Below are 26,446 nucleotides of genomic sequence, written 5' to 3'. Positions count from 1 at the left end.
TAGTAGGAGCCAGCAAAAGAATAAAACATAACCGATAAATGTATGTAATTACTATATCTATATGTAGTTTAATTAGATTAGAAATATTGGGATAACCATTTTAAAGTATGTTAAAATTATTATATATAAAAATTATTAACCCTCTACTTAAGTTCTTTTTTTCATTTTTCTTTGATAAGAATCTATTAAAAGGAAAGTATTTTGATAGTTCACATATTGGCTGGAAATGGGTTATAAGATCTTTTATTACTCAACGTATTTTTGGTATTAATAAAAACGTTAGGTGGCCTGTAAGTTCAAATATAGCAATTGATAACCCGGCAGGAATTCATTTTCATCCAGATGACTTAAATAACTTTCAACATTTTGGGTGTTATTTTTCTAATTGTAATAATGGTAATATATTTATAGGTAAAGGTACTTGGATCGCACCTAATGTTGGTATTATAACAACTAATCACAACGTTAATAATTTGAATACACATGATGCTCCGAAAGATGTTATATTAGGAGAGTCTTGTTGGATAGGAATGAACGCCATTATTCTTCCTGGAGTTACATTAGGTAATAATACAATAGTTGGCGCAGGAAGCGTTGTAACAAAATCATTTCCAGATGGGAATTGTGTAGTAGTTGGAAATCCGGCAAAACAAATTAAAAAACAAACCGAAAATTGAAGGAATTAATTAAAAACAGTACGTTCTCACTATTAAGTAATATTTTTCAATTAATAGTATCTTTAGGTTCGGGAATGATCATTGCAAGATTTTTAGGACCAAGCGGAAAGGGAGAGGTTTTTCTAATAACTCAAATTTTTGGATTTATTCAGGTTATTTTTTCTTTTGGCTTTGGACCGGCAATTATTTACTTCCTTAAAAAAAATGAAGTTAGTCTAGAAAAAGTAAATTTATTTATTTGGGCTCATTGTTTATTACTAGCTATTCTTTTTACAATTGGTGTACTTTTTTTTAGTAGCACAGTAAATACATTGATTGGCGGTAACTTAAGTTTACAATTACTAGCCCTTACTTTTTTAATTGGACTGATAAATATCTTATCTGCACTTATTGGTTATAAAATTCAAATGAATGATGATGGAATTAAGTATCAATCTGTTGCAGGATTAGTTAGCAATGGTTTTTATGTTTTATTTCTAGTACTGACACTAATAATATTAAATATAGGAGTTATTGGTGTTGCCTATTCTTTAGTAGGTAGTGCCTTGATTAAATTGATTATGCTTTTTTTAAAGAAAGACTCCAATTTAATTAGTTTTGAAAAAGTAAGTGCCTCTGACTTAAATAAATTATTAAAGTATGGGGCGCATATTTTTTTAACCAATTTTTTCTTGACCAGTGTCTTTAGAATAGATACTTTTTTTCTGAACAAAATGGTTAGTACTGCTGATCTTGGTCTTTATTCTGTTTCTGTTAATATTAGCGAATTACTTTTATTAATTCCCAGTGCTATAGGAATTGCATTATTTCCGCATTTGTCAGGGCTTAATAGAGATGAACAATTATCAACAATGTGTTTGGTTGGAAGAGTCAGTTTTATAATTGGTTTAGTTGGTATAATAGGTTTATCTATTATTGGTTATCCATTTATTTGGGTGGTTTTTGGTGAAAGTTTTTTACCTGCTTACGTCCCGTTTATATTTTTACTACCTGGTTTAATGGCTATGACAGTTAATTATTCCTATAGTAATTATTTTAGTTCAATTGGACGTCCGTTGATTGGAGCTTATGTTTTTATTGCTGGACTTATTATAAATGTTATTTTAAATTTAGTTCTAATACCTCAATTAGGTATTTCTGGAGCGGCAATAAGTTCATCAATAACCTATATTTTTATAACAATTGCTTTTGTAATGCAAATTAAGAGAATAGATAATTTGTCAATTTGGGAAATCATGATTCCAAAAGTTTCGGATTATTTATATATTAAAGAAAAAGTAACGAATTTTTTAAGAAAGAAATAGTATGTGCGGAATTACCGGTTTTTGGAATATTAAATATACGGATTGTGATAGTCAGACAATTTTAAAAAAAATGGCTAATACTATTTCACATCGTGGACCTGATGATGAAGGATATTATTTTGATGAAAAGGGGATTGCATTAGCACATAAACGGTTAAGTATAATTGATCTGTCAATGGCAGGGCACCAACCTATGCATAGTGATGACGGCAGATACGTTATGGTTTATAACGGAGAAATTTATAATTATTTAGAGATTTCAGATAATCTTAAAAAAGAAGGGATAAGATTTAGAGGAAATTCAGATTCTGAAGTTTTGCTAGAAGCTTTTAAATTTTACGGAGAAGATTGTGTAAAGCATTTTAACGGAATGTTTGCTTTCGTAATTTGGGATAAAGTAGAAGCAACTATTTTTGCAGCTCGTGATAGAATTGGTATTAAACCATTATATTATTATTTAACACAAAACCTTTTTGTATTTGGTTCTGAGATAAAAGCGGTAAAAGCACATCCTGCAATTCAGAATGTTGCAAATGATGAAGCTATATTCAATTATTTAAATTTTTCGCATCAACTAGATAATCAAACGTGGATTAATAATATTTTTCAACTTGATCCCGGTCATACACTATCTATATCTAGAAATGGATCAATCAAAAAATGCTACTGGAAACCTACGGTAGCAATTGATTATTCAAGATCTTATGAGAGTTTTAAAGAGGAATTAGCGTGGAGGATCGAAGAAGCAATAAGCTTGCATCAACGAAGCGATGTTCCAATTGGTGCCCATCTAAGTGGAGGTATAGATTCAAGTGCTATCGTTTCAATAGCAAGTAAATTGCATAGTGGTGAATTTCATACCTTTTCATCAGCGTTTGCAGGCATGGGAATTCAATATGATGAAAATAAGGAAATCAATGAGGTAAAAAATAGATTTAATACAATTCATCATCAGGTTAGTGCAAATCCGCAGAAAGTGCAGGATGTTTTACCACAATTAATTGGTATGCTTGATGAACCTGTTGCTGGACCTGCGATATTACCCATGTATTTTGTTAATGAATTAATCAATCAAAATAATATTAGGGTTGTTAATGGTGGACAAGGTGTTGATGAATTATTTGGCGGTTATAGACCATTTAATACTTTAGCCGCACACAACCTGATAAGTCTTGTGAAACAAGGAATTCATGTACCTTTTTCTGAGCTAGCTATGATTCCTGCTTATTTTTATAGAGGAGGTAGTTTTAATAGATTGTTCAATAAGACAGTACCTTCTAAATTGTCAATATTCAATGATCCATCAGTTTCTCAAAATGCACATTTAAGATATCAAAATGCTGAATTAGCGTTAGGTAGCGGTCTGTTAAAGTTCGAACAAAGTATGTTAATGAATCTAAAGCATTATTTACCAGCATTATTACATCAAGAAGATAGAATGAGTATGAATTGGTCCATAGAATCTCGTGTGCCTTTTTTAGATCATCGATTGGTAGAACTAAGTTTAACTATTCCTAGTTTTTATAAAGTCAAACAAGGTTCGTTAAAATCTGTTTTTAGAGAAACATTGCGTGGTAAAGTACCTAATTTAATTTTAGATAATAAAGTCAAACGAGGTTACCCTACTCCTATTAGTGCGTGGTCAAGGAATGAAATGTCTGGTTTTTTTACTAAAACATTAGCAAAAGATAATTCTCCAATTAATAATTTTATAAACATGGATAATGTACAATTAATGCTAAAAGATCATATTAGTGGTAAAATAGATTATACTTCAGCTTTGTGGTCGGTATTATGTACTAAAATTTGGTTTAATAATAATTTTTAATTGTGAAAAAAGTATTATTTATACTTGGCGATTTTTGGCCTACACATTCTGGAGGCACTATAAGAATAGCTAAGTTAATCAAATATCTTCCTGAATATAATTGGGAAGGAGTTGTATTATCAAGAAAGCTTGATGATATGAAAGATTTTGAAATAATCAATGGCACTACAATATATAGAACAAATGCTTTTGATCTACCAAAATATTATCAAAAATTAAAGAAAAATAGAAAAACTACGGTTAAGAAAATTACTGTTGAAGTCGGACAAACGATAGAAAGCACCAATAACCGTTTGGCGGATAATTTTTTTGTTCCTGATGTAAATATATTTTGGGCAATAGGCGCTTTTTTTCGATTAAGAAAAATAATTAAAAAAGAGAATATTAATGTATTGTATTCAAGTTCTCCATTAGCAAGCAGTCACATTGTTGTATTGTTATATAGAAAGTTTTTTTCTAAATCAGTTAAATGGATTGTAGAGTTTAGAGATCCTTGGACGTTTAATCCGTTTATAAGTAAAAAACCATATCTATTGAATAAATTAGATCATTTCCTTGAAAAAATGGTGATTAAAAGTTCTGATTCAATAATTGTAACTTCTGAAGAATATAAAGAAGAATTTTTAAAAAAATATAGCTTTTTAGATACTAATAAAATACGTTATATACCTAATGGTTTTGATGCAGAAGATTTTGAAGGATTACATAAAAGTAGTAATAACGAAAAAATAACAATTGTTCACACAGGAAATTTCTATGGTAAAAGATCTCTGAAACCATTTTTAGAAGCTTTGACAATTATAAAGGAGGAATATCCCCAATATAAAAAGAGCTTGAAATTTGTACAATATGGAACTATCGATCCAGAAGGTGCATTATATAACTTAAATTTTCCGAATTCTTTTGTAGAAATTATTGATAATATTCCACATCGTGAGAGTCTACAACAAACGATAAATGCAGATTGGCTTTTACTGGTTCCAGGTCCGGGTAATGGTACAATGCCCGGTAAGCTTTATGAGTATTTGGCAACTGGAAATCCAATAATAGCATTGGCTGATGAAGGACCGGCAAAAAAAATAATTAATGATTTGAATATTGGATATGTCACTAACACATTTGATATTACAAAAATTAAAAATATTTTGGTGGAAATAATATTAGCTAAATCCAATTTCAAGACAGAAAGTTTGATTAATGCAAAAATTAGTAAGTTTGAAAGAAAAAACATTGCAAATCAAGTAAGTGAGGTATTAAATTCTAATTTATCATAAAAGTGCATAGATATTTTTTTTTATTTTTCTATTTAACAATATTTAGATATTTACCGGCGTCAAGTGCTCCTTATATCGGACCGTTTTTTAGATGGTTGAGATATTTATGTTGTAAACCTATTTTTAAATCATGCGGTAAGAATGTGAATATTGAAAGAATGGCTTTTTTTGGTAGTGGATTAAATTTGGTCATTGATGATAATTCAGGGTTAGGCATTAACTGCGTAGTTCCTTCAGATATAATAATTGGCAAGAATGTAATGATGGGGCCAAACGTTCATATCTTTTCGACAAATCATCAGTTTGATAATATTGATATTCCTATGATAGAGCAGGGTAATACCTCTAAAAAACAATGTATCATTGAAGATGATGTTTGGATTGGAAGGCAAGTTATCTTTACGCCTGGTAGGCATGTAAAAAAAGGTTCTATAATCGGAGCAGGAACTGTTTTGTGTAGAAATTTTGATGAGTATAGTATTATTGGTGGAAATCCTTCCGTTTTAATACGATCTAGAAAAAAATAATTCGTTCAAATTTGTAAATTATAACGAGTTTATCTGTAATAAATGAATATTAGCCGAGTACTTTATTTCTGCATTTCCCTCTTATTGTTTTCATCAATACTGCTGGTAAAATTCCAATTTGGCAGTTACAGTTTTTTCCATCTTTGGATGTTGTTAATTTTAGCTTTAGTATTGGTTTTTCCAAACAAAAAAATTTTAAAAGAATTTCTAAGAATTGACACTATTTTTTTGAGTCTTTCATTTTTTGTTTTCATTGTAATTATTTCGTATATAATAAATATACCAAATGCTACATTGGTGTCGAAAACATTTTCTTCTAATTCTGGAGAATCCCCTTCCTTCCTATATTTGAAGATTATGCTTAATGGAGTAATATTTTGTATCAGTGCAATTCTTGCCTATTTGTTGGGCAGAACAATAAGTTTGTCGAAAGTAAACTTTTTTAAATTGTATCAATTATTATTTGGATTTTGTTTGTTAAATGGTTTTGTTAATGTTGTAGCATGGATTATAACAACAGGAGGATCTATCGGGCGCTATAATTTTGAACCACCTATAACATTTTCACCAGGAATCAGTATTTTGTACAGTTCTATTGGTTTTTTAATAGGGCTTTCAATTTTAGCGAGAATCGAAAAGGCATTTAAACGAAAGCTATTTATCGTTGCCTTAAGCATTCTTTTATTAAGTGTTTTAATTATACAAACACGCCAAAGTCAATTGAGCTTTGTGATTATGTGTATGTTATATTTTTTTAAAACTCATAAATTTTCAGTAAAAACGTTTTTTTGGCTTGTTCCTTCTTTTATTATTTTTTCAATTTTAATTTTAATAATTTTTAAAAGTTCAAGTGCCCTCGAAAGCTATGGTGATATTGATTCAACGGATAGTGTGGATGTTGCAATTAGATTATTGATGTTGAATTCTGCCTACGAAATTTTTCTAGCACATCCAGTATTTGGTATTGGTTATGGAATGTTTGTTGGTCACAATACAATACCTATCATAATAACAGGAGTGCCCGTATATTTAGCAAGTCCACACAATGGAATAGCTGCTATACTGTGCGAATTAGGCTTAGCAGGCATTATTACTCTCTTTGTAATTACCTTTTTTATAATAAAAAAGTTGAATAAGGCTTTAAAATTAGTGAAAGATCCGATTTTAAAAAAATATTGCATTTCTGTTTATGTTATTCAGGTGGTTCTTTTAATATCAGTTTTTCTTAGTAATTCGTCTATATTTGGACCTCCTGCAGAAATTTCCTACCTGTATATTTCTTTTCTTTCATTTTTTATGATTGGTTCTGTAATTGGAATTTCTAGAAACGAATCACAAATTGTAACATTTAATTAATGGTTTTTCGTAAAGTTAAATCCGCTTTTATAAATTTATTTTCAACAAATGAGTGACTTTTTAATTTTCAAGTACAACAATATTAATGATAAATATAAGTTTTTAAGAGCAGTTAAATTTTATTCTATTTATAGGTTTTTGCTTAAGTTAATTGCAATTACTTTTGTTCCTATTTGGTTTAAAATTTCAAATCTATTCAAAATATACAAATTAAGCCCTTCAACTGAAGAGAAGAAGGTTATAGTTTCCTTAACAACATTTCCTAAAAGAATCAGTATTATTTGGATTGTTATTGAATGTATGTTACGTCAAAGTGTATTACCTGATAAAATTATTCTGTGGCTTTCTAAAGATCAATTTTCAGGATTGAATGATTTGCCAAAATCTTTGTTAAAACTACAAAAGAGAGGATTGGAAGTTAAATTTTGTGAAGGAGACTTGAAATCTCACAAAAAGTATTATTATGCACTTAAAAATTACACAGATGATATTATAATAACAATCGATGATGATCTGTTTTATCCTTCATATTTAGTAAGTGATTTATTAGAGTTACATAATAATTTTCCTGATTCTATTTGCTGTCATAGAGCTTCAAAATATAAGACGTTTGATGGTAAATTATTGTCGTATAAGGAGTGGGATGAAAGAATTTTGATTTCTGAACCTACACTTGATATATTTTTCACCACTGGCGGAGGTACATTGTTTCCTCCAAATTGTTTTTCTGGAGATGTTCTTAAGGCCGAAGTTTTTATGGAAATTTGTAAGTATGCTGATGATGTTTGGCTAAATCTATTGGCTCAATTTAATAAAACCAGAATCGTAAAGATTCAAAGAGAGGATGAGAATATAATGCCAATATTAATTATAGACAATATAGAATTACATTCTGTAAATGTTACAAATGATTACAATGATATTCAATTTCAAAATGTAGTAAAATATTTAAAAGGCATTAAAGAATTAAGTTGGGGAGTTTTTAATTTTTAAAATTATTTAATTAGAGATAATTAGTAATTCTTTTTTAATATAACCGGGATAAATTAGATTGAGATTTTTTTTGGAAAATTGGTTTAGATTATGAAAGGGTATTATTTTATCCTTTTTATTTGGAAGGAAACTGTTTTTTTTTGACCATATAGTGGGAAACTCTAACTTTAAAACGTAATTAACATATCAAATTCATATAGAACAATAAAAAATGAAAAAAATACTTTTGATTTTTGGAACTCGACCAGAAGCAATAAAAATGGCACCTTTGGTTAAAGAGTTTCTTAAATTTCCTGCAAAATTTGATACTAAAGTTTGTGTAACTGCACAACACCGTGAAATGTTGGATCAAGTTTTGAGTTTCTTTGAGATTATTCCAGATTTTGATTTAAATCTCATGAGACCTAATCAAAATTTATATACATTAACATCTGATATTTTATTAGGTCTTAAGCCTGTTATGGAATCTTTTAAACCTGATTTTGTATTTGTGCATGGAGATACTACAACAACAATGGCGGCTAGTATAGCTTCGTTTTATGCAGGTGCAAAAGTTTGTCATGTTGAAGCAGGTTTAAGAACATTTGACAAATGGTCCCCTTTTCCTGAAGAAATGAACAGACAAATAACAGGAAGACTAACCGATTTTCATTTTGCTCCAACTGCAACATCAAAAGAAAATTTATTAAAAGAGAATATACCTGTAGAAAAAATAATAGTTACCGGAAATTCCGTTATCGACGCTTTATTACAAAGTGTAAATAAAGTTGATCAATTACTAGATATTGAAATTGAATGGTTGAAAAAAATTGTTGACCCTTCTAAAAAGATTATTCTAGTAACTGGTCATAGAAGAGAAAATCATGGTGATGGCTTTATACGAATTTGCGAAGCTCTAAAGCAAATTAGTAAAAATAATCAAAATATTCAAATTGTTTATCCAGTACATTTGAATCCAAATGTTAAAAATATTGTTCATGAAATGCTTGAAGGTATTGATAACATCCATCTGATTGCTCCATTAGCTTATCCTGCATTTGTATGGTTAATGAACAAATCGTATTTAATACTAACAGATAGTGGTGGTGTACAAGAAGAAGCTCCAAGTTTAGGTAAACCTGTTTTGGTTATGAGGGATACTACAGAGAGACCTGAAGCTGTTGAAGCTGGGACCGTTATTTTAGTTGGTACACAATTAGAGAAAATTGTTAAAGAGTGCGAAGTGTTGTTAAATAAAAAAGAGCATTACGACCAAATGAGTTTACTACATAATCCTTACGGTGATGGAAAAACTTGTGAACGAATTGTAAATTTTTTAGTTTCATTATAAAAATAGAATAGATGAGTCAAGAAAAAGTAGTAATGATTGGTTTAGGATATATAGGTTTGCCTACCGCTGCATTAATAGCTAACAATAATATCCATGTTCATGGAGTTGATATAAATCCAAGTGTTGTTGATACAATTAATGCTGGAAAAATTCATATAGTAGAACCAAGTTTAGATGAAGCTGTTGCAAACGCAGTTAAAACAGGGTATTTAAAAGCTGATATAGCTCCAGTTGTTGGAGATGCGTACTTAGTTGTAGTTCCTACTCCATTTAAAGAAAAAAATGAACCAGATATTTCCTTCGTATTAGCAGCAACAAAAGCTATTATTCCATTGTTAAAGGAGGGTGATTTATATATTATTGAATCAACATCTCCAATTGGAACAACCGAAAAGATGATGGATGTAATTATTTCTCTAAGACCAGAGTTAAGAGATAAAATTTATATAGCGTATTGTCCAGAAAGAGTCTTGCCTGGTAATGTAATGTATGAATTGGTAAACAATGATCGTGTTATTGGTGGTGTAAATGAAGCTTCAACGAAAAAAGCTGTTCACTTTTACAGTAGATTTGTTAAGGGAGAGCTACATGAAACTAATGCAAGAACTGCAGAAATGTGTAAACTTACAGAGAACTCTTCTAGAGATGTGCAAATTGCGTTCGCTAATGAGTTGTCTTTAATATGTGCAAAAGCTGATATTAACGTATGGGATCTGATAAGATTAGCAAATAAACATCCGAGAGTAAATATATTGCAGCCTGGTTGTGGTGTAGGTGGACACTGTATTGCTGTAGATCCTTATTTTATAGTGGCAGACTATCCGATGGAATCGCAGATTATTGGTAAAGCAAGAGAGATTAATAATTATAAATCTTTCTGGTGTGCTGAACAGGTTAAAACTGCAAAATTAGAGTTTCAACTTAAGAATGGTCAAAAAGCAAAAATTGCCATTATGGGATTGGCTTTTAAACCAAATATAGATGATTTAAGAGAGTCACCTGCTAAGTATATTGCGCAAAAAGTATTACAAGATGCAAATGACGATATGTTTTATATTGTAGAGCCTAATATCGATACTCATAATGTGTTTAAATTGACACCATATCAAGAGGCGATTGAAAAAGCTGATATTATAGTATTTTTGGTAGCTCATGATGAATTTAAAAATTTAAAAATTGAATCCTCAAAAAAAATAATTGATTTCTGTGGTGTTACAAATGCCAAATAATCCATTTTATGAAAGATAATATTTGTTGTATATTCAATCTTGCACCGCATTATAATGAGCCTATTTATAAATTAATGGATAGTGAATTGCAATGTGACTTTTATATAGGAGATCGAGTATCATATCCGATTAAATTAATGAATTATTTTAATCTGACTGGATATAAAAAAACATTAAAATATACTCCTATTATAAAAAAATTTTATTGGCAAAAGGGAGCTTTTTCTCTCGCTTTTAAAAATTATAAGCATTATATTATCACTGGAGAGCCGCATTGCTTATCAACTTGGTTAGTTTTATTAATGAATAGATTGACCGGAAGAAAAACATATTTATGGACTCACGGTTGGTATGGAAATGAAAGCAGTTTAAAAAAAATTATAAAAAAAGTTTTTTTTGGATTAAGTAATAAAGTATTGCTTTATGGGGATTATTCGAGAAACCTTATGATTAATGAAGGTTTTAATCCTGAAAAATTGGTCTCGGTATATAATTCAATGGATGTTGATAATCAATTAAATATTCGTAAGGAATTAATTTCTAGTGCGATATACAAGAACCATTTTCTAAATGATTATCCCGTTTTGTTATACGTTGGACGTATTCAGAATAGAAAGAAAATCGAATTGTTAATTGAAGCATTGCACGAATTAGAAAAAAGTAATTGTCATTATAATTTAATACTTATTGGTAATCAAATTGAAGGAATAGGTCTGGAAGAGCTTGTGAATTTGTATAAATTAGAAAAAAAGGTTTGGTTTTTCGGTCCTTGTTACGATGAAAATATCTTAGGAGAACTAATTTTTAATGCTGATTTATGTGTTGTTCCTGGTGATATTGGATTAACAGTTATGCATAGTTTTGTTTATGGCACTCCTGTTGTCACACATAATAATTTTCCTAAACATGGACCAGAATTTGAGGCGATTCGGCCCAATATTACTGGAGATTTTTTTGCAGAAGGATCCGTTAATGATCTGTGCTCCAAAATAAAGCAATGGACTATTTTTAGAAAAGAAGATAGAGAAACTGTTAGAGCAAAGTGTTATAAAGTTGTTGATGAAAAATACAATTCAAATCATCAAATAAATATTTTAAAAGAAATTTTTAAGTTAAAAGAAACGAAATATGTCTAGATATATTGATTTACAAACATTTACTGATGTTAGAGGGAATTTAACAGTAGTTGAAAAGGTTTTACCATTTGAAATAAAGAGGGTTTTCTATATTTATGGAGTTGATGATTCAGAACGTGGGCATCACAGACATAAAAAAACGGTACAAGCTGCAATCGCAATTCAAGGAAGCTGTAGAATAATTTGTCAATCAGGCAAAGGATTTCCAGTTGAAGAATTCATTTTGGATATACCTTCAAAATGTTTAGTAATAGAGCCGGAAGATTACCACTGGATGGATAAGTTCTCAAAAGATTGTATTTTAATGGTTTTTGCTTCTGAGTTTTATGAAAAAGAAGACTATATTTTTGAGCCTTACCAAAACGTTTAATTATAAAATTTAAGTAAAATGATTCCATTTTTATCTTTTGATTATCAAGATAACCTTTATAGAAAACAAATTATAGATGCCATGACAAAAGTCTTAGATTCCAAATGGTATATAATGGGTAATGAATTAGTTGAATTCGAAAATGCTTATGCAAAATTGCATGATATTAATTATTCAATAGGAGTAGCAAATGGCCTGGATGCCTTAATAATTTCATTACTTGCATTAGGAGTTGGTGCTGGAGATGAGGTGATTGTTCCGTCTAATACCTATATTGCTAGTTGGTTAGCTGTCTCAGCAGTAGGGGCAAAGCCGATTCCGGTTGAACCAGATGAAGAGAGTTACAATATTAATGCAGAATTAATAGAAAAAGCAATTACGTCTCGTACTAAAGCAATTCTTCCTGTGCATTTATATGGGCAACCATGTGATATGACGAGAATAATGGAGATTGCTGTAAAACACAATCTGTATGTAGTTGAAGATAATGCACAAGCACATTTGGCAAGATGGGATCAAAAGTATACAGGTACATTCGGACATATCAATGCAACCAGTTTTTATCCAGGAAAGAATTTAGGAGCACTCGGTGATGGTGGAGGTATTACAACAAATGATGAAATTCTTTTCAAAAAAGCAAAAGTATTAAGGAATTATGGATCTAATAAAAAATATTATAACGAAGTAAAAGGGCTAAATTCTCGTCTTGATGAGATGCAAGCAGCTATTTTGAATGTAAAACTTCCTTATTTAGATCAACTCACAGAAGAAAGAAAAAATATTGCAAAGCGATATGAAGAATTATTAATTGATTGTAAAGAAATAAAAATTCCTACAATTAAGTATAAAGCTGATCATGTCTATCATCTGTATGTTATTCAATGTGTAAACAGAGACGATTTACAGTCTTATCTGAAAGAGAAAAATATTGACACACTTATACATTATCCTGTTCCCCCACATTTGCAAGATGCATATGCGGATGAGAAATACAAAAAAGGAGATTTCCCTATTGCAGAGAAAATGGCAGAACAATGTCTCAGCATTCCACTTTACCCAGGAATGAAGCAAGATGATATTGATTATGTAGCAAAAAGTATCAAGGATTTCTTTCTAAAGTAAGAACCTACTTTTGGATCATTAAAACAACTTTTAATTTTAAAATATTTTGATTATGAAAATGAAGCATTACAGCGTATTTAGAGTTCATTCAAGCAAAATAATTAACTGGAATGATCTGAGAGATGAGGAATTGGAATTGCCATATTGGATGCCAGCAAGTAAAGACAAATATTTAACTAAGGTAAATGCTGAGAAAGTTAGTGAATCAGTTTTGGCAATGATTGAGCAAATTCAAAAAATGGGATACACTAAAGTACTTTCTTTAGGCTCAGGAATTGCTCAAACTGAATACCATATTAAACAAAATTCAAATCTAGAAGTTGTTGTTTCCGATAACACAAATTCAATAGAAAGATTAAAGGAATATCAGATATTTCATGACGCTTTATTAATAGATATAGTGAAAGATGATTTTCCAGCAAATGAAAAAACTATAGTTTTATTACATAGGATTGATACAGAGTTTGATAATGAAGATTTTAAATTGATATTTGATAAATGTAAAAAGTTAAATGTAAAACATATATGTGTTGTTCCAACTAACCCTTTAGCTTATAGCATAGTTTTAAATGAATTTAAAACTTTTATCTTGTCTATTATGAAATTTAAAAAAAGAACGTTTTGTGGTTATGCAAGATCGAAATCGAGTCTTATTAAATTATGGTTTAGGTACTATAAAATAGTTTTTGAATACAATAAAGAAAAACCTTTTTATATCATTGAGGCACAAAATTAATAGTAATGCCGAATTAACAATATTAAAAATATGAAATATAATTTTTGTACTCTTTTTGATTCTTATTATTTATCAAGAGGAATTAATTTGTACAACTCTTTAGAAGAACTATGCGATGATTTTCATCTCTATATCTTTGCATTTGATGATAATTCATTTGATGTATTGGTTAAAATGAATTTAAAAAATGCAACAATTATTCCATTAGTGGAGTTCGAAAATGAGGATTTATTGAGGATTAAAGGACAAAGAACAATAGCAGAATATTGTTGGACTTGTACTGCATCAACAATTTTCTATTCAATTGAAAAATATAATTTGGATCATTGTACATATTTGGATGCAGATATGATGTTTTTTTCGTCTCCGGAACCAATTTTTAAAGAGATCGGAAATTCATCAGTAGCAATTACTCCTCATAATTTTTCGGATGATTTAAAAACTGAAGAGATTTATGGTAAGTATTGTGTACAATTTGTTTATTTCAAAAATGATAAAGATGGACTTCAAGCTTTAAATTGGTGGAAACAAAGTTGTATAGATTGGTGCTATGCTATTTTAGAAACGAATAGGTATGGGGATCAAAAGTATTTGAATTTTTTTAATGAAAAATTTTCTAATGTAGTTGATATTAGGAATATAGGAGTTGGTGTTGCACCATGGAATATTAATAAGTTTGACGTAACAAAAGAGGGTGGAAAATTTATTATTAATGGCAAAAAACAAAAAGCATCTGCTGTTCCTCTAATATTTTATCACTATCAAGGATTAAAATTTACGGATTTAGAAGATCATATAAGATCACAGCCTTCTGAAGTTTTTATAGATAAAGTAATTTTAGAGTTGATTTATACCCCTTATATTCAAAATATTGTATCAATAAATAAAAAATTAAAAGGAGAGAAATACGAGCCTAAAAATATTATATATGAGAGGGCGAAGATTAAAAATATTTCAAGATTTATTAAAAAAACGGTTAAAAAATCAAGTTTTTTAATAAAGTTGTTTTATTTTTTTCAAACATCAAGATATGAACGACATAAAAACATCGGATAGTCTGAGTTGTTAATTGAAATTTTCTACAAAATAAAATATTAAATGAAAAACATTTTAATTGTTAATTGTGTTTTTGATCCAGAACCGGTAGTGTCTGCACAAATTGGCAAATCATTAGCAGAAACATTATATGAGAATGGAGAGAATGTTACGGTTATAGCACCATATCCATCAAGACCTTTAGGGTTCGTTTTTGAGAAGAAAATTGTTTCATCTAAAAAAACGCATATTATTTGTAGTAAAGAAAGATTGCACTTTTTTAATATTCCTTCTTTTGTATATTCCAGGTCTGGCGTTTTAGGAAGAATGAGGGAGTCAATTTCGTTTGGAAGATCATGTTACCGTTTTATTATAGAAAGTGAAGTTAGTTACGACAAAGTTTACATGAATACTTGGCCAATTTTTGGTCAATTTGGAGTAGCGCTAGCTTGTAAGAAAAAACGAATTCCTTATACAATACACATACAAGATATTTATCCAGAATCAATTTCAAAAAGGTTACCATCTCCAATCAAACAAGTTGTAGATTTTACATTGTTTCCAATCGAGAAGTTTGTTTTGAGAAACGCAACAAAAATTATTGCAATTTCAAATAAAATGAAAACATATTTGCAAGAAAGTCGTAAGTTGAATTCTGAAAAGATTGCGGTGGTCTATAATTGGCAAGATGAAAATGATTTTAATTTGACTTCGGATAAAAATTTAAATAAAAAAAAAGTTTTCATGTATCTTGGGAACATTGGTCCGGTAGCGGGAATTCCTTTTCTGATCGAGTGTTTTTCGGGTTTGAATGCAAAATTAATAATTGCTGGATCCGGTTCGTATAAGGCATATTGCCAAGATGTTGCGGTTAAATATCCAGATGCTGATGTTGAGTTTATGGATGTTCCAGCAGGAAAAGTGGCAGAAGTTCAATCATTAGCTGATGTAATGTTATTGCCAATATTAAAAGGTTCGGCAAATACTTCTATACCTTCTAAACTACCAGCTTATATGTTTTCAAAAAAGCCTGTTTTAGTTATGGCAGATTTTGATAGTGATTCTGTAATTACAGTTTTAAATGCAAAATGCGGTTGGGCAGGTGAATATGGTGATGCAATTTGGTTAGTAAATAGTGTTAATCAAATATTAGGTACAGAAGATCATGAATTGCAAAAAATGGGATTAGCTGGTTTTAATTATGCTAAAGAAAATTTTAGTAAATCGAAAAATTTAAGTAAATTAAAATTTGAACTATTAAATTAATGATTACAGTTAAACTTTTAAAAGTAGAAGAAACTAAAAATATTGCTCTCTTACATCAAAGGGCATTTAATAATTTCTTTTTAACATCATTAGGAATTAAGTTTTTGAAGAAATTTTATGCCTCTATAATAAAGAGTGAAAAAGGAGTTGCTCTAGGAGCCTATGATGGAAATAATGAATTAGTTGGCTTTGCAATAGGAGCAACTGAAAAAAAAGGTTTTTATAAAAATATTTTAAAAAATAATTTTATTTCGCTTTCATTAGCGGCAAGTGCAAGTTTATTAGGAAAACCAAATAATATTAGTAGAATAATAAAAGCATTTCTTACTACTGAGACATCAAATAACGAATATCTAAATTATGCGACCTTGTTGTCAATATGTGTTAATCCTGAAAAAAAAGGACAAAAAAATAGGTAAACATTTATTACAGGCATTTGAGTCAGAAATTGAAAAATATAGTGAAGGCATAACATTAACAACAGATAGATTGAGTAATGATTATGTAAATAATTTTTACATTTCGAATAACTATATTTTGACAGATCATTTCAATCAAGGTAATCGAGAAATGAACTTTTATACAAAAAAAATAAAATAAAATGAATATACCTTTTTCCCCACCCTTCATTGATGATGCTATTATTAATGAGGTTGTCGATTCGTTAAAATCTGGTTGGATAACAACTGGTCCAAAAGTAAAAGCATTAGAAGAAGAGATTAAAGAGTTTTCTAAAGCTAAAGAAGTATTATGTGTTAATTCTTGGACATCAGGTGCAATAATGATGTTAAAATGGCTTGGAGTAAAAGAAGGGGACGAAGTAATCGTGCCGGCTTATACTTATAGCGCAACTGCTCTGGCAGTTATTCATGCTGGTGCTAAGCCGGTTATGGTTGATGTTTGTGAAGATTTTAATATTTCGGTTGAGGCTATAAAAAACGCAATAACTAGTAAAACAAAAGCAATAATACCTGTAGATATAGCTGGTTTTCCTTGTGATTACGAAGAAATAATGCAGTTAGTAACAAGTGATACCGTAAAAGCTTTATTTGTTCCAACATCAGAAATTCAAAAGAAGGCAGGGCGTATTTTAGTTATAAATGATGCGGCACATTCTCTTGGAGCATATTATAAGGAAGGTATTCCTACTGGAAGTGAAACAGATATTGCTATATTTTCATTACATGCAGTGAAAAATGTTACAACTGCAGAAGGTGGTGCAATTTGTTTAAATCTACCTTTACCTTTTGATAATAAAGAGTTGTATGCATTTTTACGTCAAATGAGTTTAAATTGCCAAACAAAAGATGCTTTCTCAAAAAGTAAAGCAGGCGGGTGGCGATATGACATCACTGGATTAGGGATGAAAATTAATATGGCTGACGTTAATGCAGCAATTGGTTTAGCACAGATACGTCAATATTCTTCGCTATTACTAGATAGAAAAAGAATTTTTAATACTTATGACGTTGCATTTAGACAACTATCTTGGGCTAATGTTCCACCATCATTACAGAATGGAAAAGAAACTTCATACCATTTATATGCTTTACGAATCAATAATATTACAGAAAACCAACGTGATTCTATAATAGATGAAATTGCTAAAAAAGGGGTTTCTGTTAATGTCCACTTTATTCCAATGCCAATGTTGACCTTTTTTAAAGATCAGGGATATGATATTAAGGATTATCCGCAAGCTTATAAAAATTATTCTTGCGAAATTTCATTGCCAATATATCCACAACTTAAGGAACAAGAGGTTCAATTTGTAATTGATACTGTAAAAGGAGCATACGGAACAGTAATTAATTTATAATGACAAGATTTTTTGATATAGTTTTTTCTTTTTTCGGTATTTTATTGCTTTCACCTATTTTCTTAATAATTTACTTTTTAATTATTATTGAAAGTAAAGGAGGAGGTTTTTATAGGCAAAATAGAGTTGGAATTCTTGGAAAGGATTTTGAACTTTATAAATTTAGATCTATGGCAAAAGGTTCTGATAAAAAAGGACTCATCACAATAGGAGGAAATGATTCTCGTATAACAAAAATGGGCCTTTTTATTAGAAAATATAAACTAGACGAACTTCCACAACTGTTTAATGTGTTTGTTGGAGATATGAGTCTGGTTGGTCCGCGACCAGAAGTTAGAAAATATGTTGACTTGTACAATAAAGAGCAATTAGAGGTTTTGATGGTTAGGCCAGGAATAACAGATTATGCTTCAATTGAATTTGTAAATGAAAATGAAATTCTTGGGACTGTTTTAGATCCTGAAAAGGTTTACATTGAGGAAATTATGCCTGCAAAGATCCAGTTGAATATGAAGTATATTAAAAAGAAAGATTTGGGGGAATATTTTAAAATTATATTTTTGACTTTTTCGAAAATAATTAAATAAAATATCAGACGTTTAAACAATTTATTAACAATTGTATTATTGTTTTAAAACAAACTATAAAAATGAAAATAGCACTTATAACAGGAATCACGGGACAAGATGGTTCGTACTTGGCAGAATTATTATTAGAGAAAGGATATATGGTTCATGGTGTTAAAAGAAGGGCTTCGTCTTTTAATACACAACGTATTGATCATATCTACCAAGATCAACATGAAGCTCATGTGAATTTTAAGTTGCATTATGGAGATTTAACAGACTCTACTAATATTATTCGAATTATTCAAGAGGTACAACCCGATGAAATTTACAATCTAGGTGCTATGAGTCATGTAAAGGTCTCTTTTGATTCACCAGAGTATGTTGCAAATGTAGATGGTATTGGTACATTAAGAATTTTAGAAGCAGTACGTATTTTAGGTTTGGAAAAAAAGACACGTATTTATCAAGCATCAACATCTGAATTGTATGGTGGTTTGGCTGAAAATAAAAACGAAAAAGGATTTTATGATGAACATTCGCCTTTTTATCCCCGTTCTCCTTATGGAGCAGCTAAAATTTATGGTTTTTGGATTACTAAAAATTATCGAGAGGCATATAATATGTTTGCCTGTAATGGAATTTTGTTTAATCATGAATCTCCTCGTCGAGGAGAAACCTTTGTGACCCGTAAAATAACGATGGCAACCGCTGCTATTGCTTTAGGAGAACAAGAATGTCTATATTTAGGAAATTTAGATGCTCAACGTGATTGGGGACATGCTAAAGATTATGTAGAAGCAATGTGGCGTATTTTACAACAAGATGTTGCAGAAGATTATGTTATAGCCATGGGAGAAACTACTTATGTACGTGATTTTGTTAAAATGTCATTTGCTGAAGTAGGTATAGACATCGAATTTAGAGGAGAAGGTGTTGAAGAAAAAGGATATGTTGCTTCTTGCAGTAATCCCGCTTATCAAATTGAGTTAGGTAAACAGGTTATTGCTGTTGATCCACAATATTTTCGACCAACAGAAGTAGACTTGCTTATTGGAGATCCTACTAAATCGAAAACTCAATTAGGTTGGGTTCCTCAATATGATTTAGCTGGATTAGTAAAAGAAATGATGGCATCGGATATTATTTATGTTAAAAAAGAAAAGATGTTAAAAGGAGTTAGATCAGCTATTAAATATTAATTAGAAAATCAGAGTAATTTTATTCTTGAATTAGAAATTAGCATTATGAATTTAGAAGATAAAATATATATAGCTGGACATCGAGGAATGGTAGGTTCAGCAATTTTACGTCAATTAAAAGCTGAAGGATACACGAATTTTGTTTTAAAAACTTCTTCTGAGCTAGATTTGAGAGATCAACAAGCAGTTACAGACTTTTTTAAGAAAGAAAAACCGGATTATGTATTTTTAGCAGCAGCGAAAGTTGGTGGTATTATAGCCAATAATACATTTAGGGGAGATTTTATATATGAAAATTTGATGATACAAAGTAATGTGATTCATCAATCATATGAAAACAATGTAAAAAAATTGATGTTCTTAGGATCGTCATGTATTTATCCAAAGATGGCTCCACAGCCATTAAAGGAAGAATATATGCTTACAGGTGAATTAGAACCAACAAATGAGCCTTATGCAATTGCAAAGATAGCTGGAATAAAAATGTGTGATGCTTATAGAGATCAATTTGGATGTAATTTTATCTCGGTAATGCCAACAAATTTGTATGGTCCAAATGATAATTATGATTTAAAAAACTCTCATGTGTTGCCTGCCATGCTAAGAAAGTTTATTACAGCTAAACGTAATTTAGATTCGTCCGTAACTATTTGGGGGACAGGAAGTCCTAGAAGAGAGTTTTTGCACGCTAATGACTTGGCAGAAGCGTGTTTGTTTTTAATGAAAAATTACGATAGTTCTGGTTTAGTTAATATTGGGATTGGTGAAGATATTTCAATACTAGATTTGGCAATTTTAGTTAAAAAAATTGTTGGATTTCAAGGGGATATTTTAACAGATACAAGTAAACCAGATGGAACTCCGCGAAAATTGATGGATGTCTCAAAATTAAATAATTTGGGATGGAAAGCAAAAATATCTTTAGAAGAAGGTATTGAGAAGGTTTTTGAAGAGATAAAAGACACAAACTGGCAATAATTAGTTTGAATAAAAAAGTTTAATTTAAGAAATATTATTTTCTACTTTACTTTTGAAAAATGTTAAGGGAAATGATGTTCGCTTTTTCTTAGATTGCTGAAATGTAGATGAATAATAAAAGAATTTATTTGTCATTATCACAGTCAAGTGGTTTTGAACAAGAATTTATTCAGAAAGCTTTAGATACAAATTGGATAACTTCTGGGGGGCCAAATGTTGATGATTTTGAGCGTAAACTTGAGGATTATTTTACAGAAGGGTCATATGTAACAGCATTAAATTCTGGAACATCGGCGATTCATTTATCACTAATTTTATTAGGAGTAAAAGCTGGTGATGAGGTAATCTGTCAAAGTATGACATTTTCGGCATCTGCAAATCCTATTTTATACCAAGGCGCAATTCCTGTGTTTATTGATAGTGAACCTGAAACCTGGAATATTTGTCCGATTACTCTGGACACAGCAATAAAGGATAGAATAGAAAAAGGAAAAAAACCTAAAGCAATTATTGCTGTGCATTTATATGGTACGCCATATAAGGTTGATGAAGTTCATGCTGTTGCAGATAGATACGGAATACCAGTCATTGAGGATAGTGCAGAAGCTTTAGGGAGTAAGTATAAAGGTAAAAAATGTGGTAGTTTTGGTAGTTTTGGAGTCCTTTCATTTAATGGGAATAAAATTATTACTACTTCAAGTGGAGGAGCATTAGTTACAACTTCTAAAAAAATAAAAGAAAGAGCAATTTTTTATTCCAATCAATCAAAAGATATTGCAGCTCATTATCAGCATAGCGAAATTGGTTATAATTATAGAATGAGTAATATTTGTGCCAGTATTGGTTTAGGGCAAATAAAGATACTTGATAAGAATGTTGAAGCTCGAAGAAATAATCATTTTTTTTACAAAGAGATCTTTAATAAAATTGATGATGTAGTACTTTCTGAAGTAATAGGAGAAAGTTTTTTTTCTAATTTTTGGTTAAACACTATTTTGGTTAAACCCAATAAAAACAAAGGCAAAGAGGGTTTAAGATTAGCTCTTGAAAATGCAAATATTGAATGCCGTACTCTGTGGAAGCCAATGCATTTACAGCCAATTTTTGAAAAATACCCATTTTATGGTAATAAAATAGCAGAACAAATATTTGACAAAGGATTGTGTTTGCCTTCTGGTTCAACACTTACAAATGAAGATAAAAGTAAAATTAAAGAAGTAATAGTCAATTTCTTTAAATAGTAATGTAACATGAAAATTGAAGAAACGTTCATAAAAGATTTAGTAATTATCGATCCAATAGTTTTTGGAGACGAAAGAGGTTACTTTTTTGAATCCTATAGCAAAACTAAATTTGAAGATTTAGGTATTAATATTGAATTTATTCAAGATAACCATTCATTTTCTAAAAAAGGAACTTTAAGAGGGCTGCATTATCAAAACCCTCCCTTTGCCCAGACAAAATTAATACGCGTTTTAGATGGGGAGATCATCGATGTTGTTGTTGACCTAAGAAAAAATTCATCCAGTTATGGAAAATCATTTAGTGTAAAATTATCTGCTGAAAATAAAAAGCAATTATTAGTTCCGAAAGGATTTGCTCATGGATTTTCAGTTATTAGTGAAACAGCTTCAGTAATGTATAAATGTGACCAAATTTATAATAAATCTTCTGAAGGTGGAATCAGATTTGACGACCCATCTTTAAGTATAGATTGGGGAATTAATTTAAGCGATGCTATAGTTTCTGAAAAAGATCAGATTCTTCCCTTTATTGAAGAATGTAATAGTTTATTTTAATGAAAAAAATTCTTGTAACAGGTGCAAATGGACAATTAGGTTCTGAGCTAGCTGTTTTATCTTCAAAATATACTAACTACGAATGGATTTTTGCAGATAGAACTCAAATTACATTAGATAATTTAGAGATTCTAAAAATGCAATTAAACGAAATTCAACCAGATATAATTCTTAATTGTGGTGCATATACAGCAGTTGATAAAGCGGAAACTGAAAAAGAATTAGCTTTTAAAATAAATCATTTAGCTGTAGAACTAATAGCAAAATATGTGGCAGTAAATAATGTGAAATTGATCCATATATCTACAGATTATGTTTTTGATGGATGTTCTTCTATTGCTTTAAGTGAAGAAGCAGAAACCAATCCGATAAATGTCTATGGGGCAAGTAAAAGAGCGGGAGAAATAGTATGTTTAAAAGAAAATCCAAATTCAATAATTATCAGAACCTCTTGGGTTTATAGTAAATTTGGAAATAATTTTGTAAAAACTATGCAATGCTTGATGCAAGAAAGAGATGCTATTAGTGTTGTAAATGATCAAATGGGATCACCAACTTATGCCGCTGATCTTGCTCAGGTAATGTTAGATATTTTAGAATCTCCGAAATGGATTTCTGGAATTTATAATTATTCGAATGAAGGAGAAATAAGCTGGTACGAATTTGCGTTGGCTATAAAAGAACTTGGAGGATATAATTGTAATGTTGAGGAAATATCTTCAGCTTCATATCCAACTCCTGCGAAACGTCCCAAATTTTCATTGTTAGATAAGAAAAAAATAAAAGAAATTTATAATTTAGATATTCTTAATTATAAAGAGAGTTTAAAGAAAGTATTTATTTAAAGATCTTAGATTAAAAATTAAAATATATGAAAGGAATTATTTTAGCAGGAGGTTCTGGCACACGTTTACATCCTTTAACTCTTGCGATGAGTAAACAAATGATGCCTGTTTATGATAAGCCGATGATTTATTATCCTTTATCGACTTTAATGATGTCGGGAATAAGTGAAATATTAATTATCTCCACTCCACATGACCTGCCAAATTTTAAAAAGTTATTAGGTGACGGTTCTAGTTTAGGTTGTAAATTTAGTTATGCAGAGCAAGCTATTCCTAACGGATTAGCACAGGCTTTTGTAATTGGAGAAGAATTTATTGGTCATGATGATGTTGCGTTAATACTAGGAGATAATATATTCTTTGGTGCAAATATGCAAGAATTATTGCGTTCTAATACAAAACCAGATGGAGGAGTAGTTTTTGCATATCATGTTTCAGATCCGGAACGCTATGGAGTTGTAGAGTTTGACGAAAATTTTAAAGCCGTTTCTATTGAAGAAAAGCCAATAGAGCCAAAATCTAATTATGCAGTTCCAGGGTTATACTTTTATGACAATTCAGTTGTCGAAATTGCTAAAAATATTAAACCTAGCGCTCGTGGCGAATACGAAATTACTGATGTAAATAAAGTTTATCTTGAAAAAGGAAAGCTAAAAGTTGGAATATTAAGTAGAGGTACAGCTTGGTTAGATACAGGGACTTTTAATAGTCTAATGCAAGCGGGACAATTTGTCCAAGTGCTTGAAGAAAGACAAGGTTTAAAGGTTGGTTGTATTGAGGAAATTGCTTGGCGACAAGGATTTATTGATGATGCTCAACTTGAGGAACTAGCATTACCTTTGGTGAAATCAGGATACGGAGCCTATTTAATAGAATTTTTAAAACAAAAGAAAAAAGGAGTTAAAGTTTAATTTATTGTAGAAATAGATTTTTAAACCCTTTAATTTGTATTTTTGTAAGACATACAAAGTTTACAGAACGAAATCAGACCAAATTGGAGACAGATCAACCAACCAAAATAGCCTCTATATTGTACAATTCTTTTTCACCAAGGAATTTAAGAGCAAATATTAATAGCCTTAGTTATTTGCCTCGCTGGATTATTATTGCCATTGATATAATGGTACTGATTTTCTCCTTTACTTTTACCTATATGCTTTTTGAAGGAACGGGATTAGGGTATATTATTACATCACATCAATCATATTTTGTTGCTAGTTTATTAGTAGTAAATGTATTTTTCTTTTGGTTGTTCAGGACCTATTCGGGTATTATTAGACATTCCTCTTTTATTGATGCTATAAAACTGTTGTTTTCTCAAATGTCAGTTTTAGTATTCTTTTTATTTTTCAATTTAGTTTTTGAATTGTATACTGGTCACAAGGCCTTTTTGAATACTGCCCTTTTTATTAATTTGGTTTTATCATTTTGCAGTTTGTTTTTGTACCGAGTAGTCGTAAAACAAACTTTTGAAATGTACTTTTCAGAAAAGACAAATTCTAAGTTAATTCGAACGGTAATTTACGGTACCGATGCAAATGCAATTTCGGTTGCCAATGCTTTGAAGTTTGAAACTCCTTCTAGATTTAAAATTGTTGGTTTCGTTGATAAAAACAATCAGAATGCATCTAAACGAATGTTAGATCTTCCGATTTTAATATTACGTAAAAAATTACCTGCTTTAATGCGTTCTGTAGCTGCAGAAGGTGTAATTATAGCTGATAAAAGTTTATCTAAAGAAGAACAGTTAATTATTGTTGATCAATGTTTGGAGTTTAATTATAGAGTATATACCGTTCCATTGATTTCCGATTGGGAAAATCAAAAGGAGATTTCGCAAAAGGTAAAAAATATTCAGATTGAGGATTTGCTGGAACGAAAACCAATTGTTCTAGACAGTAAATCAATTTCTAAGCAATTAAAAGACAAAACAATTCTTATTACTGGAGCCGCTGGTTCAATAGGAAGTGAGATTGTGAGACAAGTTCTTGGTTTTAATCCAAAAGCTGTGATCGTTTTGGACCATGCTGAAACTCCGCTTCATAACTTATGTTTGGAGACATTGGCAATGAATTCGGACACAAAAATAATTGCCGTAATTGCTGATGTAAAAAGTAAAAAAGCATTAGAGAAGGTATTTAAAAACCATAATCCGCATGTTGTTTTTCATGCTGCTGCATATAAACATGTGCCATTAATGGAGGATAATCCTTCGCAAGCTATTTTAACTAACATAAAAGGGACTAAGAATCTTGCTGATTTATCCTGTAAATATCATGTCAAAAAGTTTGTCATGGTATCAACAGACAAGGCAGTTAATCCTAGTAACGTTATGGGAGCAAGTAAGCGTATTGCAGAGAAATATGTGCAGTCTTTATTCTTAAAAAATCAAAGTGAAAATATTCCAGGGGTAACAAAGTTTATTACTACTCGTTTTGGAAATGTTTTAGGTTCTAATGGATCTGTAGTCCCTTTATTTACCAAACAAATTGCTGAAGGCGGCCCAGTTACAATTACACATCAAGACATTATTAGATATTTCATGACCATTCCAGAAGCTTGTCAGTTAGTATTAGAAGCAGGAGCAATGGGTAATGGTGGAGAAATTTATATTTTTGATATGGGAAAACCAGTCAAAATTATTGATTTAGCTAGAAAAATGATCAAGCTTGCGGGTTTTATCCCTGATAAAGAAATTAAAATTAAAATAGTTGGTTTAAGACCAGGCGAAAAATTATACGAAGAGTTATTGAATGATACTTCTAAAACGCTGCCAACTTATCATAATAAAATTATGATTGCGCAAGAAATACAAGATGAATACGAAAACTTGCATATTGATATTGATGAGTTAATTGGAATTGCTGATTTTTATGACAATGACGATATTGTCGCTAAGATGAAAAAGATTGTTCCTGAATTTAAGAGTATGAATTCAACTTTTGAAGTTTTGGATAAATAATATGGATAAACTATAGGATGTTATCTACAAACATAATTTGTAAGAAAAAAGGTGCTTTTTTAGCGCCTTTTTCCATTGTTAAATATTTCTGA

25 protein-coding genes are annotated in these 26,446 nt (G+C 30.2%); all 25 read left to right on the top strand.

Annotated features, from left to right (window positions below; genetic code table 11):
• Positions 1 to 107: 107 nt before the first annotated feature.
• Positions 108 to 677 carry a DapH/DapD/GlmU-related protein gene (locus tag BOW57_RS10455; RefSeq protein ID WP_129054105.1) on the top strand — a complete coding sequence of 190 codons (570 nt, stop codon included), beginning with the start codon at positions 108 to 110 and terminating at the stop codon, positions 675 to 677.
• Entirely contained in the window at positions 674 to 1,981 is a 1,308-nt protein-coding gene (locus BOW57_RS10450) for a flippase (protein WP_129054103.1), read from the top strand. The genes BOW57_RS10455 and BOW57_RS10450 overlap by 4 nt, the downstream gene beginning before the upstream one ends.
• Before the next feature lies 1 nt (position 1,982).
• Positions 1,983 to 3,809, top strand: a complete 1,827-nt coding sequence (gene asnB, locus BOW57_RS10445) for an asparagine synthase (glutamine-hydrolyzing) (RefSeq protein ID WP_129054101.1) — start codon at positions 1,983 to 1,985, stop codon at positions 3,807 to 3,809.
• Between the two features lie 2 nt (positions 3,810 to 3,811).
• Positions 3,812 to 5,083: a glycosyltransferase gene (locus BOW57_RS10440; RefSeq protein ID WP_129054099.1), complete on the top strand. Its 1,272-nt coding sequence runs from the start codon at positions 3,812 to 3,814 to the stop codon at positions 5,081 to 5,083.
• A gap of 143 nt (positions 5,084 to 5,226) precedes the next feature.
• Entirely contained in the window at positions 5,227 to 5,610 is a 384-nt protein-coding gene (locus BOW57_RS10435) for an acyltransferase (protein WP_241687432.1), read from the top strand.
• Between the two features lie 357 nt (positions 5,611 to 5,967).
• Positions 5,968 to 6,966, top strand: coding sequence for an O-antigen ligase (locus tag BOW57_RS10430; protein WP_164973691.1), 999 nt, complete (start codon positions 5,968 to 5,970; stop codon positions 6,964 to 6,966).
• A 48-nt stretch (positions 6,967 to 7,014) separates the two neighbouring features.
• Positions 7,015 to 7,959 (top strand): glycosyl transferase, encoded by a 945-nt coding sequence (locus tag BOW57_RS10425; RefSeq protein ID WP_129054093.1) that lies wholly within the window; start codon positions 7,015 to 7,017, stop codon positions 7,957 to 7,959.
• Between the two features lie 211 nt (positions 7,960 to 8,170).
• Positions 8,171 to 9,289, top strand: coding sequence for a non-hydrolyzing UDP-N-acetylglucosamine 2-epimerase (gene wecB / locus BOW57_RS10420; RefSeq protein ID WP_129054091.1), 1,119 nt, complete (start codon positions 8,171 to 8,173; stop codon positions 9,287 to 9,289).
• 11 nt (positions 9,290 to 9,300) lie between these two features.
• Positions 9,301 to 10,518, top strand: a complete 1,218-nt coding sequence (gene wecC, locus BOW57_RS10415) for a UDP-N-acetyl-D-mannosamine dehydrogenase (protein ID WP_129054089.1) — start codon at positions 9,301 to 9,303, stop codon at positions 10,516 to 10,518.
• Between the two features lie 8 nt (positions 10,519 to 10,526).
• Positions 10,527 to 11,654, top strand: coding sequence for a glycosyltransferase family 4 protein (locus BOW57_RS10410; RefSeq protein WP_129054086.1), 1,128 nt, complete (start codon positions 10,527 to 10,529; stop codon positions 11,652 to 11,654).
• On the top strand, positions 11,647 to 12,024 hold the full coding sequence (locus tag BOW57_RS10405; RefSeq protein WP_129054084.1) for an FdtA/QdtA family cupin domain-containing protein: 378 nt from the start codon (positions 11,647 to 11,649) through the stop codon (positions 12,022 to 12,024). Before BOW57_RS10410 ends, BOW57_RS10405 begins: the two co-directional genes overlap by 8 nt.
• Positions 12,025 to 12,042: 18 nt before the next feature.
• Complete coding sequence (locus BOW57_RS10400; RefSeq protein WP_129054082.1) at positions 12,043 to 13,146, top strand: DegT/DnrJ/EryC1/StrS aminotransferase family protein; 1,104 nt, start codon at positions 12,043 to 12,045, stop codon at positions 13,144 to 13,146.
• A gap of 52 nt (positions 13,147 to 13,198) precedes the next feature.
• Positions 13,199 to 13,882 carry a hypothetical protein gene (locus tag BOW57_RS10395; protein ID WP_129054080.1) on the top strand — a complete coding sequence of 228 codons (684 nt, stop codon included), beginning with the start codon at positions 13,199 to 13,201 and terminating at the stop codon, positions 13,880 to 13,882.
• 30 nt (positions 13,883 to 13,912) lie between these two features.
• Positions 13,913 to 14,938 (top strand): glycosyl transferase, encoded by a 1,026-nt coding sequence (locus BOW57_RS10390; RefSeq protein WP_129054078.1) that lies wholly within the window; start codon positions 13,913 to 13,915, stop codon positions 14,936 to 14,938.
• Between the two features lie 42 nt (positions 14,939 to 14,980).
• Positions 14,981 to 16,183, top strand: coding sequence for a glycosyltransferase family 4 protein (locus BOW57_RS10385; RefSeq protein WP_129054076.1), 1,203 nt, complete (start codon positions 14,981 to 14,983; stop codon positions 16,181 to 16,183).
• Positions 16,183 to 16,602, top strand: coding sequence for a hypothetical protein (locus BOW57_RS10380; protein ID WP_129054074.1), 420 nt, complete (start codon positions 16,183 to 16,185; stop codon positions 16,600 to 16,602). Before BOW57_RS10385 ends, BOW57_RS10380 begins: the two co-directional genes overlap by 1 nt.
• 182 nt (positions 16,603 to 16,784) lie before the next feature.
• Complete coding sequence (locus tag BOW57_RS10375; RefSeq protein ID WP_129054072.1) at positions 16,785 to 18,002, top strand: DegT/DnrJ/EryC1/StrS aminotransferase family protein; 1,218 nt, start codon at positions 16,785 to 16,787, stop codon at positions 18,000 to 18,002.
• A complete protein-coding gene (locus BOW57_RS10370) occupies positions 18,002 to 18,589 on the top strand; it encodes a sugar transferase (protein ID WP_129054070.1) in 588 nt (195 codons plus the stop codon). The genes BOW57_RS10375 and BOW57_RS10370 overlap by 1 nt, the downstream gene beginning before the upstream one ends.
• Before the next feature lie 62 nt (positions 18,590 to 18,651).
• A complete protein-coding gene (gene gmd / locus BOW57_RS10365; protein WP_129054068.1) occupies positions 18,652 to 19,770 on the top strand; it encodes a GDP-mannose 4,6-dehydratase in 1,119 nt (372 codons plus the stop codon).
• A gap of 45 nt (positions 19,771 to 19,815) precedes the next feature.
• Entirely contained in the window at positions 19,816 to 20,748 is a 933-nt protein-coding gene (locus BOW57_RS10360) for a GDP-L-fucose synthase (protein ID WP_129054066.1), read from the top strand.
• A 107-nt stretch (positions 20,749 to 20,855) separates the two neighbouring features.
• The gene (locus BOW57_RS10355; RefSeq protein WP_129054064.1) at positions 20,856 to 21,989 is read left to right on the top strand and encodes a DegT/DnrJ/EryC1/StrS aminotransferase family protein; all 1,134 of its coding nucleotides are present in this window, start codon (positions 20,856 to 20,858) and stop codon (positions 21,987 to 21,989) included.
• A gap of 9 nt (positions 21,990 to 21,998) precedes the next feature.
• A complete protein-coding gene (rfbC, locus tag BOW57_RS10350) occupies positions 21,999 to 22,547 on the top strand; it encodes a dTDP-4-dehydrorhamnose 3,5-epimerase (RefSeq protein WP_129054062.1) in 549 nt (182 codons plus the stop codon).
• Positions 22,547 to 23,392 (top strand): dTDP-4-dehydrorhamnose reductase, encoded by an 846-nt coding sequence (rfbD, locus tag BOW57_RS10345; protein WP_129054060.1) that lies wholly within the window; start codon positions 22,547 to 22,549, stop codon positions 23,390 to 23,392. Before rfbC ends, rfbD begins: the two co-directional genes overlap by 1 nt.
• Before the next feature lie 26 nt (positions 23,393 to 23,418).
• Positions 23,419 to 24,303, top strand: coding sequence for a glucose-1-phosphate thymidylyltransferase RfbA (gene rfbA / locus BOW57_RS10340; protein ID WP_129054058.1), 885 nt, complete (start codon positions 23,419 to 23,421; stop codon positions 24,301 to 24,303).
• Positions 24,304 to 24,386: 83 nt separating this feature from the next.
• The gene (locus BOW57_RS10335) at positions 24,387 to 26,354 is read left to right on the top strand and encodes a nucleoside-diphosphate sugar epimerase/dehydratase (protein ID WP_129054056.1); all 1,968 of its coding nucleotides are present in this window, start codon (positions 24,387 to 24,389) and stop codon (positions 26,352 to 26,354) included.
• Positions 26,355 to 26,446 lie beyond the last annotated feature (92 nt).

This window comes from Flavobacterium sp. YO64, from assembly GCF_004119505.1.
Taxonomy (GTDB): Bacteria; Bacteroidota; Bacteroidia; order Flavobacteriales; family Flavobacteriaceae; genus Flavobacterium; species Flavobacterium oncorhynchi.
Note: the sequence above shows the minus strand (reverse complement) of the source record. Positions and strands in the feature narration are given on the sequence as shown.

Bases quoted from the DNA above. Each gene is read 5' to 3' on its own strand.
- gmd (WP_129054068.1), top strand. From the start codon at position 18,652: ATGAAAATAGCACTTATAACAGGAATCACGGGACAAGATGGTTCGTAC.
- rfbC (WP_129054062.1), top strand. From the start codon at position 21,999: ATGAAAATTGAAGAAACGTTCATAAAAGATTTAGTAATTATCGATCCA.
- BOW57_RS10390 (WP_129054078.1), top strand. From the start codon at position 13,913: ATGAAATATAATTTTTGTACTCTTTTTGATTCTTATTATTTATCAAGA.
- BOW57_RS10425 (WP_129054093.1), top strand. From the start codon at position 7,015: ATGAGTGACTTTTTAATTTTCAAGTACAACAATATTAATGATAAATAT.
- rfbD (WP_129054060.1), top strand. From the start codon at position 22,547: ATGAAAAAAATTCTTGTAACAGGTGCAAATGGACAATTAGGTTCTGAG.
- BOW57_RS10405 (WP_129054084.1), top strand. From the start codon at position 11,647: ATGTCTAGATATATTGATTTACAAACATTTACTGATGTTAGAGGGAAT.
- BOW57_RS10395 (WP_129054080.1), top strand. From the start codon at position 13,199: ATGAAAATGAAGCATTACAGCGTATTTAGAGTTCATTCAAGCAAAATA.
- BOW57_RS10360 (WP_129054066.1), top strand. From the start codon at position 19,816: ATGAATTTAGAAGATAAAATATATATAGCTGGACATCGAGGAATGGTA.
- BOW57_RS10400 (WP_129054082.1), top strand. From the start codon at position 12,043: ATGATTCCATTTTTATCTTTTGATTATCAAGATAACCTTTATAGAAAA.
- BOW57_RS10355 (WP_129054064.1), top strand. From the start codon at position 20,856: ATGAATAATAAAAGAATTTATTTGTCATTATCACAGTCAAGTGGTTTT.
- BOW57_RS10410 (WP_129054086.1), top strand. From the start codon at position 10,527: ATGAAAGATAATATTTGTTGTATATTCAATCTTGCACCGCATTATAAT.
- BOW57_RS10375 (WP_129054072.1), top strand. From the start codon at position 16,785: ATGAATATACCTTTTTCCCCACCCTTCATTGATGATGCTATTATTAAT.
- BOW57_RS10455 (WP_129054105.1), top strand. From the start codon at position 108: ATGTTAAAATTATTATATATAAAAATTATTAACCCTCTACTTAAGTTC.
- asnB (WP_129054101.1), top strand. From the start codon at position 1,983: ATGTGCGGAATTACCGGTTTTTGGAATATTAAATATACGGATTGTGAT.
- rfbA (WP_129054058.1), top strand. From the start codon at position 23,419: ATGAAAGGAATTATTTTAGCAGGAGGTTCTGGCACACGTTTACATCCT.
- wecB (WP_129054091.1), top strand. From the start codon at position 8,171: ATGAAAAAAATACTTTTGATTTTTGGAACTCGACCAGAAGCAATAAAA.
- wecC (WP_129054089.1), top strand. From the start codon at position 9,301: ATGAGTCAAGAAAAAGTAGTAATGATTGGTTTAGGATATATAGGTTTG.
- BOW57_RS10385 (WP_129054076.1), top strand. From the start codon at position 14,981: ATGAAAAACATTTTAATTGTTAATTGTGTTTTTGATCCAGAACCGGTA.
- BOW57_RS10430 (WP_164973691.1), top strand. From the start codon at position 5,968: ATGCTTAATGGAGTAATATTTTGTATCAGTGCAATTCTTGCCTATTTG.
- BOW57_RS10370 (WP_129054070.1), top strand. From the start codon at position 18,002: ATGACAAGATTTTTTGATATAGTTTTTTCTTTTTTCGGTATTTTATTG.
- BOW57_RS10380 (WP_129054074.1), top strand. From the start codon at position 16,183: ATGATTACAGTTAAACTTTTAAAAGTAGAAGAAACTAAAAATATTGCT.